Source organism: Shewanella psychropiezotolerans, from assembly GCF_007197555.1.
Taxonomy (GTDB): Bacteria; Pseudomonadota; Gammaproteobacteria; order Enterobacterales; family Shewanellaceae; genus Shewanella; species Shewanella psychropiezotolerans.
The window spans coordinates 6,301,858-6,316,777 of the sequence record NZ_CP041614.1 but is presented as its reverse complement, the minus strand read 5'-3'; the positions used below and the strand labels follow the sequence as shown (position 1 = coordinate 6,316,777).

The window sequence follows — 14,920 nt, the reverse complement described above, 5'->3', positions numbered from 1 at the left end:
CATCGATTAACTGCAGATACCAAAAGGGCCTTAGAGCCCTTTTTCTTTTCATCTTCTCCTAGGAACTGCTTTTTCCTCGCACCTCGTTCCTTCATTGAGATCACATTCTCGAATTCATTTCGCCTATCTTGAGGCTGAGTAGTTGTTTAGTCCATTGGCTGGCATCTATGCCCTGGATCCAGAAGGTTCTGCTCTGGCGGTGCTCGCCTTTACGTAGGTAAGTATCAGGTGATCTGAATATGGCTTTCCAGACCTTGATCGTTTCTGTTTTAAGCTTCCTGCCTGAATCATCATATAAGGTGACATCCATCTCTACCATCACATAGTGCTCAGAGCTGGAACTGGTCAAGTCGAAGGTGAGGCCCAGGCGACCATCGTCGTCCCACTCGCTCTTGGCAAAGCTCACTTTTACGCCTGACTTGGCTGTCGATTTAAGTAATTCAGCCTGAGACATAGCGCTGGCAGTCATAGTCTGGCTGGCCGTTTGAGTGGCTTTGGTCTCTGATGTGCTAGCCATATTGATAGTGCTAGTTGTATTGACCGCAATACTTGTAATAGCAGTGGCAGCCAGGGTGCTTGTTGCTGGAAGGGTTTCGAGAATAACGTATTCCCAGGTGAAGTCGTCGTTAAGGCGGACCTTGGCGCCATTCTCTAAGGTGACTGTGGCTAGTGTCTCGGTAGCTGCTACAGCTAAGCCGGGGAATAGAAATACTAGCAGGGAGAGTGAGCTTAAGAGTCTTAGTCTTTTATGCATGAGAATGAACCTAATAAAGTAGATTGATCTAGTTTATACACATGTGAGCCAGTTTTATATGGGATAGGTCAATTCTCACGCTTTCTTACTGGAAAGTAAGGAATTTACAAAAGAGGGCATAATGAAATAATGGCTCAGAGAAAAGCCATTATTTCATACCCGTCGCAAGATGGGGGCTTGTGTCTATCGGGAGTTACATGGCCCAACCGACACTAATCACAGCCGACTCTGAAGCTGTGTCGTATCCAGTGCTGATCATCAGGCCGAAATCCATCATATATCTCAGGCCTATCTCTCCACCCCAAGTCGTGTCAGATTCTTCTATCCATATAGGTTCTCCGCCGACTATCTTAGGTGTCTTGCCATCTGTGTGGTGGCTCACATTAGTGTAAGCTGTCGCGCCACCATAGATGCTAAAATTGTTGGTGAGGCTGTAACTTAGTCCAAAACGCCACATGGTATCTTTGGTATAGCCTTCTGACGGTGATGTCAGGTTCATATCTTCTTTGCTGCTTTTAGCATAGCCAATATAGTATCCCCACTGAGCATAATTTCTGTCGTGGTGATAAGGTGATAGGGTGATACCGTACATATTATTCGCTGCAGGTATGTAATCGACGGTTATGCCTATCTTAGACTTAAACCCCGGGTTAAGATCTTCCGCAGGAATATTGGCGTGAGCCTGTATGCTGGCAGTTAAAAGAACCAGCATGATTAAATATTTTGTCATCTACATCATCCTATCTCTGACTTTAGGTGTCGATTGTTGTTAAACTTTGTACAGCAGTCAATCTAGGATGCTAAAATTTCTTATAAAAGAGACGTTTGTGTGTTTTTTGTTGAGTTTTATTTTCCGTAAATGTGGTTGTGTTGGCTGATTGCTAATAGAACTTTGGTAAATATCGGTACTTCTAAGGGAAGTGAATAGTGGATCAAGAAATCAGGTTTCAGATCACTCAGTTGTTATCTAACTGGGGGATTAATACTATGCCATCGGACGGTGTTTCTACTTCTGTGATGGTCATCGCCAGTCTGATTATCGCTATGCTGGCGTATCTGTTTGTTAAGCGTGGCGTAGTGCGGGCGATGAATATTGTCATAAAGAGGTCAAAAGTGAGTTGGGATGATATCTTCATGCGCCATAAGGTGCTGGAGAAGTTTGCTATCTTGATCCCAGCTCTGGTACTCAGTATTTTGATCCCATTGGCATTGACTCAGTATGCACTTATGAGCAGCATGATTCATCGCTTCTTGAGTGTGACTATACTGGTTCTCCTGATACGTGCCGTGTATAGCTCATTAGATGCCGCCAATGAAATCGCCGACGTTAATCTAGTGAGCCGCCGTCTTCCCATAAAGAGTTTCGTCCAACTGTTTAAGCTGTTCCTTTTCTTTGTCACCATTATAGTGTCTATTTCGATACTGGCCGACCAGTCTCCGGTCTACTTCCTCAGTGGCTTAGGTGTGATGACGGGTTTGGTCATGTTGGTGTTCAAAGACACGATTCTTGGTTTCGTCGCCGGGATTCAGCTGGCCGCTAACCGCATGGTCAGTCCGGGCGATTGGATCCAGATGGATAAGTATGGCGCCGATGGCTCGGTGGAAGAGGTCTCTTTGACTACGGTCAAGGTGCGAAACTGGGACAAGACCATTACCATGATCCCCGCCTATGCACTGGTTTCCGATGCCTTCAAGAACTGGCGCGGCATGTCTGAATCTGGTGGCCGCAGGATCAAGCGCTCAATACTCATAGATATTCACTCGATTCGCTTCCTCACCGAGGAGGAGAAAACGAGACTCGGTAAGATCTATCTATTGAAAAATTATTTGACGGGAAAAGGTCAGGAACTCAATGAGTTTAATGGTCATATTCAAGATGCGGATATGCCAGTAAATAGCCGTCAATTGACCAATATCGGCACTTTCAGGGCCTATCTAAAAGAGTTTGTGGCCAACCACGATAGAATACGCAAAGACATGACCTTGCTGGTTCGTCAGTTAGCCTCGACCAAAGAGGGGGTGCCCATCGAGATCTATATCTTCACTAATGACACTCGTTGGACGGTTTATGAGGATATTCAGGGAGACATCTTCGATCATGTACTTGCCATCTTGCCGGAATTTGGCCTACGAGCATTCCAGGCTCCGACGGGTTCGGATATTAGAAGTTTGAAAGAAGCTTCTAGCTCCTAGTGCCGAGCCGTCACTTGGTAGCTATGAATTGTAAGCTACAAGCTCGATGGTCACCTGGAGCACGGCTAACAAGATTGCCGGGATGACACCCTATTTTTACTAGGCTGATCATCTCGGTAATTCAGATCACTTTACTCGAAACTTTCTTGGCTTTGTCTTGAGCTTATAGCTTACAACTTTTTAGTTAAGTCTAGCTTTCCCTGGTAACTAATATCGCTGCGAGTGTGATAAACACCCCGCCACTGGTTCTGTCGAACCAATGTAGCTTATTACTGGTTCTGAGCGTTGGGGCCAGTACATTCGCCATGCTGGCGTAAATCATCACAAAGCTGAAATCTACCAGGGCCCAGGTTGCGGCTAATATTGCCAATTGAGGCCCTTGTGGCATGGATATATCGATAAACTGCGGAAACAGAGCCGCGAAGAAGAGCAGATCTTTAGGATTGCTTATTCCCACCATAAAGGCCTGTTTGAACATCTGCTTAGGCGTGCCCTTACTCTTGATATGTTGCAGATCCAGGCCTTGGCCACTGGCTTTGGTTAGCAGTAGCTTTATTCCCAGAAATATCAGATAGGCGGCGCCACAGTATTTTAATATGGTAAAGCCATACTCGGTTGCACTTAGCAGTGCACCAAGGCCTGCCGCAGAAGCCATCATCAAGATCAATGCCGAAGTCACACTACCGAAAGCAGTCGCTAGGCTGCGAGTCTTACCATAATGCATGCCATGACTCATGGACAGTACGGCCATGGTGCCCGGAGATATGGCGATCAGTAGCACGGCGAAGAAGTAGAGTAGCCAATTATCAAATATCATATTTTGTATAAAATGAGTCCGATTGTGGCGGAACTATAACGATCTCAATCTTAATTGGCAATGTGAGCCGTTAGTTATCTTTCGAAAGAGTAAAGAGTGGGAGGAGGACTATTTTTACATGCAGATAAAAAGGCACCGAACCTAAGGGGTGAGCTTAAGTTCGATGCAAAGGTTGATGAAACAATTACTTTTTAACTAGTTATTCTTCGAGTATCTGTTTGGTGATGCCGATTCTGGATAAGGCAGCTTGTTCCAATGGACTTAGTTGCGCGATGTTTGAGACGTTAGTAGGTTTGCCGAGAGGTTTATCTGAATCTGAAGCTGGATTCAGTTTCAAATTCAAAGAATCCATTAGCCCATCTATAACAGTACTGTACTTTAATGCCTCCGAGGTCATTACATCACTGATGTCAGCCTTTCCGACTTGAGCTGCTGAAAACTCCATAATGCCGCGCATTCTGTCGCCAAACTGCCCATCGAGTTGCTCATAAGCTTGCTGCATGTTACTGGTTGGCATCTGACTGAGCTGTTCAGCAATAAGCTGTTCATTAAATTTAGAGCGTAGTCCGGCGTCGAAAGAATTATCCTTATACTTATTTTCAGGGTTTGTATTGGTGGCCATAAACTGCTTGTGTTTATCCTCATGATGTTCAGACCAAGCTTGGTTCGATTCTTCTATGAAGGTTTGAACGCTGGTTAGAATATTACCGAAGTTAGGACGCGTGCTTGAAAGTTCATTGATGGTGGCCCCAAGATTGCCCGCGGCATTGAGTTCGCTGCTTTGAGGATTAGTGGATAATGCCAATTCTCTCAGGGTCTGAAGATCACCGAAGCTCACGGCACTATTTTTTAGCTGGTAGAAATTAACATCATTAGCGGCGATGGCGTCTTGTAGGTTGTTAATGGTGTCGCTGCTTATGTGCACTTGTTTGCTCGGTGCAACGCTCTTGGATAGGAAACTGATCGCATCGAGAGCCGTTTTACGGCCTAAGTCTTTCGCCGTACGTCCACCATCGATACCTAGGTCATTATCCGTTGCATATCTGCTGGCTGTACTCTCAAAGGGAATAGCTGTTTGAGGGCTTAAGGCTGCACTATCGACATTTGGATTGAGGAAATTACGTACATCTTCGGCTAATTCGGCTATGGATTTAGCCACATCGTTGAGCGCTTGAGCGGCGAGTTGTAAGTCATCTGCCGAGGCATGCTGTACAAACTTACTGGCGGTAGAGCCTGTCGTTGCCCATTGTTGGAAAGGAATGCCGGCGACATCTTGGCTGAATATCTGGCTAGCCTTGGCCTGATGTTCCGCCGAGCCTAATTTTTCTATGGATTTGAGTCCGGTGGCGACAGACCTCAGTGCACCGTTACCCGTGGCGAGTTCTGAGTGTTGCTCTTTTAGCTCACTGCCAGAGACTTGAGCTAATATATCGAGTTTAGCGGCCCCTAAAGCATCGACACCTAACTTTAGACCAATTTCAGCCATTTTTTTAGCAACTTGCTCTTGTGATAATGGTGCCTGAGGAGCCGCTGTACTTTGGGTCTTTTCGCTAGTACTTTTACTTGGAAGTCGGTTTTTGAAGAAGTTTTCAATTCTCTCCCCAAGATGAGAAAGGCTAGATAATAGCTTGTTTTTAAGACTACCAGTTTGCTGCTCTTCGCTGCGAGTAGCGAGTCGAACTGCATCAGAATCTGCAGATGCAGAGCCGACACTCTTGCCTTTTAGATCGCCAACCTCATTGGTTGCTGGGGTATCTTCTAGCTTCTTGTAACTGGTTAACGTGACTGAATTCACGGACGATAATGGCATACTAATTCCTAATAATAGATGAATGCGTTGAAGCTGAGGCCATTGTATGTAGGTCTGAAAACAGAAGATGTCAGCATGTGTCGTAGTTTTTTAGCTTTTGAAATCCAAGATTTTTTTGTTTTTAAAACCTACAAATTACGGACGTATAATGATAGTCGCCGCCCTCGAGATCGGGTCTACTGCTTTCTTTTTTTAGACTGTTGATTTGAACCATGAGCGAACAATATAAACAAGCAATCTCATCCCTGTATAAGGCTTTATCGTTAACCATGCCTGAGATCGAAAAAATCACTAGCTTACAGATAGGTGAGCAAGTCGCTCATATCACAGAGCACCCGGAGGGACAGTTATTGATGTTTAGTGATATAGGTGTGATCGACAATTTTAATCTTACGGAATTGCTAAAGCTCAACATGTTCAGCCAGTCTGTGTATAAGCCCGTTATTGGCTTAGATACCCACTCAAACAGTGCAGTTATCTGGAGCCGACAATCTCTGAGCAATGGCGCTTCAGAGCTTGTGTACCAGCAACTCGAGCAGTTAAGCCAAGCCAGCGACATAGCGATAGACAGTGTGAAGGAAGGGGCGGTAGTGATTACAGAGCCTAGTTTTGATGCTAACCGCTTTCGCGTTTAGCTGCTCGTCCTTGTAATGCCGTTATACTGCAGTGGCTAGGTCATCCCCCATGAACTCATCCTTAGGGCAGAAGCTTATACCGATTGGTATTACTGCTCTTGCTCTAAGGTCTGTAGCCATCTTAAGACCTCGGCAACGGGCTGAATCAGTTCCGTTGGAATGTATTGGTTAAGTTCGGCATCGGCGTGTAGCGCTCTGGCTAACGGTACCTTCTGAATAACTGGTATGCCTAACTCTTTGGCGTACTCAATCAAGTCCAGTGCCTGAGCACCTCTCTCTTTGAGTGTTAATACAGGTAAGGGCGTTTCGCCCTTATTGTAATAGATGCCGATGGCAATATGGGTCGGGTTGGTCACCAGAACACTGGAGCGTTTTACGTTGTCCCGGCCATTCGAGGCTTGCATCTCTTGATGCAGCTGGCGTCGTTTGCTCTTAATCTCAGGGCTACCCTCCATCTCCTTATATTCGCGTTTGACTTCATCCTTGGTCATCTTCAGCTGCTTAGTGTGCTGATAGCGCTCGAAGGCATAGTCGCCGATGGAGATGATAATAAGCCCTACGCCGGCGGTTAGAATAAGCTGCTTGAGTAGGGTGCCTACGATCAAAGGGATGCAAGATACCCCACAGAGCGGAATACGTAGAATATCTTGAATATTGCCTTGGATAACCAGCCAAATTATCAGGGTTAATAGACTCACTTTCAGAATCGACTTGAAAAACTCCACCAGACTTTTAATGGAAAAGATGCGTTTAGCGCCCTCTACCGGATTTATCTTTTTCAGTTCGGGCTTAATGGGTTCGGCGCTAAACAACAAGCCAAATTGAATCAGGTGTGAAACCACGGCTATGCAAGCACTTAACAGCGCGATGGGTATGATTAAATAGAGTAATTCTGTGATTAAAGCATCGGTAATATCGGTCAAGGCATTATCGAATGACTGATATCCATAGACTGCGGGTAACATAATGATGTTGGTGATATGTTCTAAGTAAAAGCCCGACATACTGACAAGGAAGGCGAATAAAATAAGTATGATAGCCGTAGAGACTATCTCTTTACTCTTAGCTACCTGGCCCTTGTTTCTGGCATCTCGTATTTTTTTCGCCGTGGGTTGTTCGGTTTTTTCGCCGCTCATCTGTCGACTCCGATAATGGGTCCTAACAGATAGGGAAAGTCTGCTAATTGGAGAATTTCTTTACTGAAAAATTGCATCAAGGTGACGACATATATGATGAGTAAGAAGCTCGCTATGCCACTCTTAATTGGCATGGAAAGGGCAAAAACGTTGAGCTGAGGCGCGAAGCGGCTAATCAAGGCCAGACCGAATTCAGCCATAAACATGGCTATCACAATGGGAGCTGCCATCAGCACACAGAGTGTTAGCATCTGTTCAAATTGACCGTAAAAAAAATCGACCCACTGCTCACCTATTTCCGGAAAAAATGTCATCACGGGCCAATGTTGGTAACTGTCAAAGATGGCCCCCATAAAAGCAATAAAACTGCCACTGACAAAGAAGAGGGTGATTAAGGTTTGGGTAAACAGGACTCCCGTCGGGGTGGACTGATGGCCTAACGCAGGGTTGAACGCGCTAGCCAATGTCGCCCCACGTTGGTTATCGATGAAGAAACCGGTTGCCTCTATGGCCCAGAAGGGGATAGCGGCGATGAAACTGATAAGTAATCCGAGTAAAATTTCTTTGGCTAATAACAGCACCAACATGATGCCGTCGACGCTGGATGGATGAGGTTGCTCCGCCACTACAGGGTAAAGGTATATTGCAAGGGAGCAGAGTACGCCATTACGAAGCAAGGCGCTGCCTAGCATCTGCTTGCTTAAGATGGGCAGCATGATGAAGCAGCCAAATAGCCTGGGCAGAGTCATGCTATAGACGAGAAAAAATTGCTGAAAGTCTTCTATTGTCATGGTATCAGAGGAATTTTAGCGAAGATCATATCGGCAAAATTATATAGCTCAGATCCCAGCCATGACGCCGTGGCAAACAAGGCAACGATGACGGCAATCAACTTGGCGACAAATCCTAATGTCTGTTCCTGGATTTGAGTCAGTGCCTGCACTAGAGAGACTAAGGTGCCCACGATTGCGGCCGCCAGGATAGGCGGCATAGATAGCATCATCACCAACATTAGTGTCTGTGAGGTAAAATGAATAACTTCAGAAACTTCCATTTTAGCTCCTAGCTATAACTCATGACTAAGCCATGGGTGAGTTGGGTCCAGCCATTGAGCAACACGAAGAGCAACAATTTAAAGGGCAAGGAGATGGTCATAGGCGATACCATCATCATCCCCATAGCCAGCAAGATATTAGATATGATCAAGTCGATGGCAATAAAGGGCAGGTAGATCAAGAAACCTATCTCGAAGGCCCGGGTTAGCTCACTGACGGTGAAAGCAGGCAGCAAGATAAACAGGCTATCTGGTTCGAGCCTATCCGAGTATTTTTTAGGCCATAATGTCTTGGTCGTTTCGACAAAGAAGTCCTGCTCTGCATCACGTATGTGTTTCTTCAAGAATTGTCTGTAGGTATCTAATCCTTCATTGGCAAAGCCTTCGAAGCTGTCGGTATTATCAATGCTGACATTGTGCTCCTTGATGTAATCGAAGGTTTCGAAGCCCACAGGTGCCATAATGTATATGGTTAATATGATGGCAAAGCCATACATGGCCATATTGGGAGGGATCTGTTGCACCCCTAAGGCATTTCGCAGTAAGGAAAAGACCACGGCAATCTTGATAAAAGAGGTGGCCATTACCGCGATAAAAGGCACCATAGCCATCAAGGCTAAGGTGATAATAAGGTTGAAAGTATCGGGTAATTCAAACATAACTAGCTGATTTCTTGGTTGGTTAGCTTGGTGATTCGCACACCTAAGTGTTCATTGATCTTGACCAGTTCCCCCGTCGCCAACACTTGACCATTGGCCTTGAGTTTGACGGCTTGATCTGCTGAATTAGCCAGTTCAAAGACAAAGTTCTCTTGTAACTGGCTCAGTTCGGCCACTGTGACTGTCTGTTCCCCAATCTCAAATGAGATATTGATGGGCAGGGATTGAATATCGGTTGCTTCTGAAGACATAGGTTTCTCAGTTTCTGGTGCAGTTATGGTGACTCGATTATCAATCAAGCCACAACGCCATATGGGTTGGTTGGCGATAATCAAAACGGCTTGATCATCTGTTAAATGGTTTGAATCAAAGAAAATAATATCGCCGTGTTCTAAAGACTTAGCCTGATCCAAGCTTAAGCTGGTGTGACCAATCCTTAAGGCTAATGGCAGCTGTATACTCGGGCCTATCACCGATTCTGCCGCTGGCAGTGCCGAGAGAATGAGCTTGAGATCATTCTCTATCCAGCACGTCAGGCCTGCGCCGTTACGGATAAAATTGATAAACCCGGTTTTAGTCTGGCTTGGGCTTAACTCCACGGATTTAAGTGCGGATAGCACCAGTTGCTGGCCAAACTCTTGGGTTAAGAATGCCTGATAAGGTGTTAGCGCAGCGGTGATAAACTCAAGTTGCAGCAGTTCCGGCAAGATTGCGAAAGGGGTGCTGATCAGTAGATCGGCAAGGCAGGCCTGGATCTGATCGGCTTGGATTAAACAGCTTATCTTGCTTGAGCCGATAAAAATTTCCAGCTCATAGCCATTCAGGCCGGGACGCTTTGCCAGTCCAGCTTCGATAGATAGCCCTTCATCGACGTCTAATTTATATTGCCGGCTATAGACTCGATTATTCAGCTCTAGTTCTTGTGCGCTTATGCTAGGAAGCGGCAGATTAAGCATCATTCTGCTCCTCTAACCAATCATGGATAATACGAGATTTCTGACTCGATTCCTGTTGTTGGCCCTGCTCCTGCTGTCCCCCATGGGCTTGTTGCTCATGAGTCGTGGTGATGACCCTAACCTGCTGATCAGTGTTCATTCTTTGCAATCTTTCCAGCAACTCGGGGCGCATATGCTGCAATAATTCAGCGTTTTGACTGCTATGAATTAAGGTGACAGTGAGCTGATTGTTTTTCAGGCTTATGGTAATTTCAGTTCCCTTGAGTTGCCCTTTATCTAACACTAGTTGGACTCGATCTTGAGTGGCAATATTGGGCACTAAGATCTGAATGCGCTCAACTAGCTGACTGACCAAGGTGTGCAGTTGTTGGTTTATAGGCTCGCTGGTTTTGATATTGGCCAAAATAATATTGCCTGGGACATTGTTTAACTGGCTGTTAGCTTGAGTTGGTATATGGACAGCTTCAATATCCTTGGGTGTTTCGGGTCTTTGCTTGCCGAGGGAATTTAACTTGGTATCACTCAATGCAGTATTGAACTCTTTAGCCGAAACCTTGGAATCAATAACTTGGGTTAATATCGGATTCACTAGCCCTTTTATGACTAATACTGGTTTATTCTTGTCATTGGGTAAGGGGGAAGATGATGTATTGAGCGTACGCAGGCTTTGCATATTAGGATTTTTATCGCTGGTGCCTAACTTATCCGGAATTGGCTTTAAATCCGATGCCGCAAGACTCGCTGGAATTTGACCCGATTCAGCAGCGAGGTGAGACTGCTTATTATCGATAGTCTGATTTACTGAACCCTTCAGTCGAGAGGTTTGACTGACGAGTGAAATATCAGTTTCTGAGTTCGTATTTATCTCAAGGATCTCACTCTGGAGTCCCTTTATTTGGGCTGTATGTTCGCCGAGTGAAACGTTAGTTTCTGAGTTAGTATTTTTCTCAACCGCCTCACTCTGCTCTTTCTGAGGCATCTCTAGTTGGGCTGATAGTTTGCCGGGTACAAGCTCTGTCTTCTGGTTTTCACGGGGCTCTTTCTCTTCAGCTGCAGATCTATCTTGCTTTGGATTCAGCCTCATTAACTGAGGAGCCAAAGCTGTAGCCTCGTGTTGACTCCCATGATCGCTAACCTGTATTTGAGAACCGGAACCTGCAGGCTTAGGGTTTTTATGCGGATTTAGGTATTGTGGTTTTGCCTGGTTCTGTTGAGCCTCCCTAACATTCCCGCCTGAATTAGCCTTGATTAAAGGGGCATTCATGACTTGCTCAAACTGGCTTATGGCATTATTTTTCGCGGCTTTTCGTGGCGCAGAAGTGCTTAGTTCAATATGACTATCGTTAGACTTTATAATCTCTTTTGGGGTTAACAAGGGAGTTCTCCTTTAGACATGATACGGCGATCTTCCTGTTCCATCTCTTCTTGATATTGAGCCCGGTACTCTCGCTCTATGTCATCTTGTTGCTTCAATAGTTTGAATTTTTCTGTGGCTTTATTGGCCAACAAAACGGTTTTCTGGCGCTGTTTTAATATGTCTTGTTCATTATCTCGACTCAGCTCAATTTCGGCGGCCTCTTGTCTCAGGCTGGCCTCTTTATCGTGTAAAATGGCGATATGCTGCTGTAACTGCTCCAACTCCTTCAGCTTCAGGCAAGACTCTTTAGCCTGAGAAAAAAGCTGTTCCTCTTCCTCTTTACGCCAGACCCGATAATCAATTGCTTCTTGGTTGGCTCTGTTTAAACGGCCATTAGCCTGTGTGAGTATCTGTTGCTGCTTTCGTAATGCATGTTCGGCGCGATCGGCCTTGATCTGCTTTATTTGAACTAGCTGTGAGATCATGACCGAGTCAACTGAGTCATTTGATTGATGGCATCATGAAGATCGCTAGGTTCTTCAGATCCTTGGCGTAAGAAGGCGTTGATGGCATCTTGCTGAGCAATGGCTTTATCGGCTAAAGGTTCCGAACCTGGCTGGTATTCACCAATTTTAAGCAGTAATTCTACTTCTTCGTATTTAGCCATTAACTCCCTTAATGCTCCTGCCGATGCCTTCTGCTCCGCGGTGATTATGTTATTCATCACCCGGCTGGTTGAGCGCAGGATATCTATCGCAGGATAATGGTTAGCAGCCGCAAGCTTGCGGGAGAGAATGATGTGTCCGTCTAAGATCGAGCGAGTCTCATCGGCAACGGGCTCCGTCATATCATCACCCTCAACGAGCACAGTATATAGGGCCGTGATCGAGCCTTTATCGGATTGACCCGAACGTTCCATCAACTTAGGTAGTTCGGCAAATACCGAAGGCGGATAACCTCGACGTGTCGGGGGTTCTCCGGATGCTAAGCCTATCTCTCTTTGGGCTCTGGCGAAACGAGTCACTGAGTCCATCAGGAGTAAGACGCTCTTGCCCTGATCGCGAAAATACTCGGCAATTGAGGTCGCAACGAACGCGGCTTTAGCGCGCTCCATGGCTGGCCTATCGGATGTGGCCACCACCAGTACAGAACGTTTAAGTCCCTCTTCACCGAGATCGGACTCGATGAACTCTCTGACTTCCCGGCCACGCTCACCGATAAGGGCCAGCACTATGACATCGACTTCGGCTGAGCGAATCATCTTGGCCAGCAAGGTACTTTTCCCGCCACCCGCACCGGCGAAAATACCTAAGCGCTGCCCCTCCCCGCAGGTGAGTAAGCCATCGATGGCCCTGACACCCAAAGAGATTGGTTTAGTTATCATCTTGCGACTCATTGGCGGCGGTGCTTCTCGATACACAGGGTAATACTGGGTCGACTCGTGCAGATGATTGCCAGAGAGTGGTCGCCCGAGTCCGTCCAACACCTGACCTAAGAGGTGTTCGCCAACGGAGACCTGATGTGTCTTGCCGGTTGGGCTCACTTCTGTGTTCGATGAGATCCCCTGCATATCACCAAATGGCGTCAACAAGGCGTGATGCTGTTGAAAACCAACAACTTCTGCTAACAAGGATAGGGATTGGTCTGGATTCTTAAGTTCACAAAGCTCACCCACGCGAACGCCTGGCACCACAGCTTTAATAATGGTGCCGGTAACTTGGGTTACTCTGCCACGAATTTGAATCAGCCTGCCTTTATCTGCGGCCAGCTTAATCGTTTCCGGGATGTAACTCAGATCAACTTTGAGTGAATTGGAGTCGGTATTCATATGCTGAGATCATAGGCAGGCTGGCCAAAAACATATATCAAATTTGGGCAGTAAGTTTGTAGAAAAACGTCTAAATGAGTGATGCAGAAGTGAAGGTAATGCTTTTTGCTTCAGTTGTTTTATGGCCTTTTAGCTGGTGTCCTTATATCGATTGGTCTGATCATTGTTTTATAAATAAGAGGCTTTACAGCCTCTTATTTATAAAGGTTAATTTTATTAGCTAGTTATAGGCTTTCGCGTGCAATTTTAACTGCAGCCTCTAGATCGGGGATGTTTGTAAGTTCAGGTACTCGCTGGATATGAATAATTATATTATCAGTATCTGTCACAATAATACTGCGAGTCAGCAGGCCAAGTTGTTGGATCTGAGAGCCTGTTTTTAGACCAAATTTATGTTCAGCAGAATCGGAAAGGTAGGTCACGTCCGATAGAGAGTGCTCTTTGATAAAGCGTTGCTGAGCAAATGGTGTATCAGCACTAATTGCATAGAATTCAATGTTTTTAAGTTCGTTAGTATGTGCTTTAACATACTTTGAAAGGTCAACTGCTTGTTGTACACACACTGGTGTGTCGACTGAAGTCAAAATGCTATAAACTTTTACAGTTTTATTTTTAGCACTGGTGTCGTAAGACTTAAGATCTGATGTCATTAGTTGGACTGATGGCATCAAGTCTCCGGGTTTTACAGCATTACCAATCAGGTCAAATTTGTTTGTTTTCTCAAGTGTTACAACTTGAGCCTGACCAAGATCGGCGCTTTCTTTTGTTATTTCAAACTGTGCTAAAGCGCTAGTTGAAAGAAAAAGAGATACTAATAAAGTGATTTTTTTCATTGCTTAGCCTAGTGCAGCAATAGCTGCCTCGTAGTTTGGTTCTTCAGTTATTTCAGACACTAGTTCACGATGTACAATCGTACCTTCCTCGTTAATAACCAAGATGGCACGTGTTGCTAGGCCTTTTAGTGCCCCTTCATTTAAATTCACACCGTAGTCTTCTGTGAATGATGGTGAGCGGAAGAAAGAGGCTGTTATTACCCCATCAATTCCCTCTGCTCCACAGAAGCGGCTAGTCGCAAAAGGCAGGTCTGCTGAAATACAAAGCACAGTCACATTATTCAAGCTTGAAGCTTTTTCGTTAAATGCACGAACGCTGTTTGCACAAACTGGGGTATCTATACTTGGGAAGATGTTCAACACAAGTTTTTGACCTTTTAAGCTATCTAGAGTCAGGTCATTAAGATCTGCAGCGCAAAGTGTAAAGTCTAACGCCGTTTGACCTGTTTGTGGGAAGGTGCCAGAAAGTGAAACTGGAGAGCCTTGGAAAGTTACCGTCATTATCTTCTCTTAGTAAGTGGTTAGTTTTGTTTAACAGGTGGGTTTAATAGGTGATAGGTCAGTATTTAACGTTAACCATCCTAGCCTGTATCGGACACTGCTGCTTGTATGTACAGTGCCAATTTTCTATATGTTGAGATCATAGCTAGGTATTTCAAAAGCATATATCAAATTTGGGCAGTAAGTTTGTAGAAAAACGTCTAAATGTGGGCTCAATACAATTTGTGTAATGGACTATAGCTGGGATTGAGAGAGGCGAAAATTTCGCCTTCTTTTTATTTGGTTTAAGCCTGCTAAGTTACAAATTTACGACTGGTGTTATTACCATCGGCCTTGGGGTTCACCTTTTGATTCCTATCCCATAAAAATACACCGGATGATGACGCA

16 protein-coding genes are annotated in these 14,920 nt (G+C 45.3%); 2 read left to right on the top strand and 14 right to left on the bottom strand.

Annotated features, from left to right (window positions below; genetic code table 11):
• Positions 1-100: 100 nt before the first annotated feature.
• Both FM037_RS27765 and FM037_RS27760 read right to left on the bottom strand, forming a co-directional pair.
• Positions 101-754, bottom strand: coding sequence for a DUF3157 family protein (locus FM037_RS27765; RefSeq protein ID WP_144048660.1), 654 nt, complete (start codon positions 752-754; stop codon positions 101-103).
• Between the two features lie 193 nt (positions 755-947).
• Positions 948-1,484 (bottom strand): TonB-dependent receptor, encoded by a 537-nt coding sequence (locus FM037_RS27760; protein ID WP_144048659.1) that lies wholly within the window; start codon positions 1,482-1,484, stop codon positions 948-950.
• Between the two features lie 197 nt (positions 1,485-1,681).
• Here FM037_RS27760 and FM037_RS27755 point away from each other — a divergent pair, with 197 nt between their 5' ends.
• The gene (locus FM037_RS27755; protein WP_144048658.1) at positions 1,682-2,947 is read left to right on the top strand and encodes a mechanosensitive ion channel family protein; all 1,266 of its coding nucleotides are present in this window, start codon (positions 1,682-1,684) and stop codon (positions 2,945-2,947) included.
• A gap of 190 nt (positions 2,948-3,137) precedes the next feature.
• On the opposite strand, the gene FM037_RS27750 is transcribed toward FM037_RS27755, so the two are convergent.
• A complete protein-coding gene (locus FM037_RS27750) occupies positions 3,138-3,764 on the bottom strand; it encodes a LysE family translocator (protein ID WP_144048657.1) in 627 nt (208 codons plus the stop codon).
• A 199-nt stretch (positions 3,765-3,963) separates the two neighbouring features.
• Positions 3,964-5,574 (bottom strand): hypothetical protein, encoded by a 1,611-nt coding sequence (locus FM037_RS27745; RefSeq protein ID WP_144048656.1) that lies wholly within the window; start codon positions 5,572-5,574, stop codon positions 3,964-3,966.
• Between the two features lie 212 nt (positions 5,575-5,786).
• On the opposite strand from FM037_RS27745, the gene FM037_RS27740 reads away from it, so the two are divergent.
• Positions 5,787-6,209 (top strand): CesT family type III secretion system chaperone, encoded by a 423-nt coding sequence (locus FM037_RS27740; protein ID WP_144048655.1) that lies wholly within the window; start codon positions 5,787-5,789, stop codon positions 6,207-6,209.
• 89 nt (positions 6,210-6,298) lie between these two features.
• Here the strand turns inward: FM037_RS27740 and sctU are convergent, their stop codons facing one another.
• The 10 genes from sctU to tpx form a co-directional block, all read right to left on the bottom strand.
• A complete protein-coding gene (gene sctU / locus FM037_RS27735) occupies positions 6,299-7,345 on the bottom strand; it encodes a type III secretion system export apparatus subunit SctU (protein ID WP_144048654.1) in 1,047 nt (348 codons plus the stop codon).
• On the bottom strand, positions 7,342-8,136 hold the full coding sequence (gene sctT / locus FM037_RS27730) for a type III secretion system export apparatus subunit SctT (RefSeq protein ID WP_144048653.1): 795 nt from the start codon (positions 8,134-8,136) through the stop codon (positions 7,342-7,344). The genes sctU and sctT overlap by 4 nt, the downstream gene beginning before the upstream one ends.
• The gene (gene sctS, locus FM037_RS27725; protein WP_077755412.1) at positions 8,133-8,399 is read right to left on the bottom strand and encodes a type III secretion system export apparatus subunit SctS; all 267 of its coding nucleotides are present in this window, start codon (positions 8,397-8,399) and stop codon (positions 8,133-8,135) included. Before sctS ends, sctT begins: the two co-directional genes overlap by 4 nt.
• A gap of 8 nt (positions 8,400-8,407) precedes the next feature.
• Complete coding sequence (gene sctR / locus FM037_RS27720) at positions 8,408-9,058, bottom strand: type III secretion system export apparatus subunit SctR (protein WP_144048652.1); 651 nt, start codon at positions 9,056-9,058, stop codon at positions 8,408-8,410.
• 2 nt (positions 9,059-9,060) lie between these two features.
• Complete coding sequence (sctQ, locus tag FM037_RS27715) at positions 9,061-10,017, bottom strand: type III secretion system cytoplasmic ring protein SctQ (RefSeq protein ID WP_144048651.1); 957 nt, start codon at positions 10,015-10,017, stop codon at positions 9,061-9,063.
• Positions 10,007-11,389, bottom strand: coding sequence for a type III secretion system needle length determinant (locus FM037_RS27710; RefSeq protein ID WP_144048650.1), 1,383 nt, complete (start codon positions 11,387-11,389; stop codon positions 10,007-10,009). Before FM037_RS27710 ends, sctQ begins: the two co-directional genes overlap by 11 nt.
• Positions 11,383-11,856 (bottom strand): type III secretion system stalk subunit SctO, encoded by a 474-nt coding sequence (gene sctO / locus FM037_RS27705; protein ID WP_144048649.1) that lies wholly within the window; start codon positions 11,854-11,856, stop codon positions 11,383-11,385. Before sctO ends, FM037_RS27710 begins: the two co-directional genes overlap by 7 nt.
• Positions 11,853-13,199 (bottom strand): type III secretion system ATPase SctN, encoded by a 1,347-nt coding sequence (sctN, locus tag FM037_RS27700; protein ID WP_144048648.1) that lies wholly within the window; start codon positions 13,197-13,199, stop codon positions 11,853-11,855. Before sctN ends, sctO begins: the two co-directional genes overlap by 4 nt.
• A 224-nt stretch (positions 13,200-13,423) precedes the next feature.
• A complete protein-coding gene (locus FM037_RS27695) occupies positions 13,424-14,032 on the bottom strand; it encodes a peroxiredoxin (RefSeq protein ID WP_144048647.1) in 609 nt (202 codons plus the stop codon).
• 3 nt (positions 14,033-14,035) lie between these two features.
• Positions 14,036-14,536, bottom strand: a complete 501-nt coding sequence (tpx, locus tag FM037_RS27690; RefSeq protein ID WP_221937538.1) for a thiol peroxidase — start codon at positions 14,534-14,536, stop codon at positions 14,036-14,038.
• Positions 14,537-14,920: the final 384 nt, after the last annotated feature.

Excerpts from the sequence above, each read along its gene's own strand:
- sctO (WP_144048649.1), bottom strand. The coding sequence starts at position 11,856 with ATGATCTCACAGCTAGTTCAAATAAAGCAGATCAAGGCCGATCGCGCC.
- sctQ (WP_144048651.1), bottom strand. The coding sequence starts at position 10,017 with ATGATGCTTAATCTGCCGCTTCCTAGCATAAGCGCACAAGAACTAGAG.
- FM037_RS27760 (WP_144048659.1), bottom strand. The coding sequence starts at position 1,484 with ATGACAAAATATTTAATCATGCTGGTTCTTTTAACTGCCAGCATACAG.
- FM037_RS27745 (WP_144048656.1), bottom strand. The coding sequence starts at position 5,574 with ATGCCATTATCGTCCGTGAATTCAGTCACGTTAACCAGTTACAAGAAG.
- sctT (WP_144048653.1), bottom strand. The coding sequence starts at position 8,136 with ATGACAATAGAAGACTTTCAGCAATTTTTTCTCGTCTATAGCATGACT.
- sctN (WP_144048648.1), bottom strand. The coding sequence starts at position 13,199 with ATGAATACCGACTCCAATTCACTCAAAGTTGATCTGAGTTACATCCCG.
- FM037_RS27695 (WP_144048647.1), bottom strand. The coding sequence starts at position 14,032 with ATGAAAAAAATCACTTTATTAGTATCTCTTTTTCTTTCAACTAGCGCT.
- FM037_RS27740 (WP_144048655.1), top strand. The coding sequence starts at position 5,787 with ATGAGCGAACAATATAAACAAGCAATCTCATCCCTGTATAAGGCTTTA.
- sctS (WP_077755412.1), bottom strand. The coding sequence starts at position 8,399 with ATGGAAGTTTCTGAAGTTATTCATTTTACCTCACAGACACTAATGTTG.
- FM037_RS27765 (WP_144048660.1), bottom strand. The coding sequence starts at position 754 with ATGCATAAAAGACTAAGACTCTTAAGCTCACTCTCCCTGCTAGTATTT.
- sctR (WP_144048652.1), bottom strand. The coding sequence starts at position 9,058 with ATGTTTGAATTACCCGATACTTTCAACCTTATTATCACCTTAGCCTTG.
- FM037_RS27750 (WP_144048657.1), bottom strand. The coding sequence starts at position 3,764 with ATGATATTTGATAATTGGCTACTCTACTTCTTCGCCGTGCTACTGATC.
- sctU (WP_144048654.1), bottom strand. The coding sequence starts at position 7,345 with ATGAGCGGCGAAAAAACCGAACAACCCACGGCGAAAAAAATACGAGAT.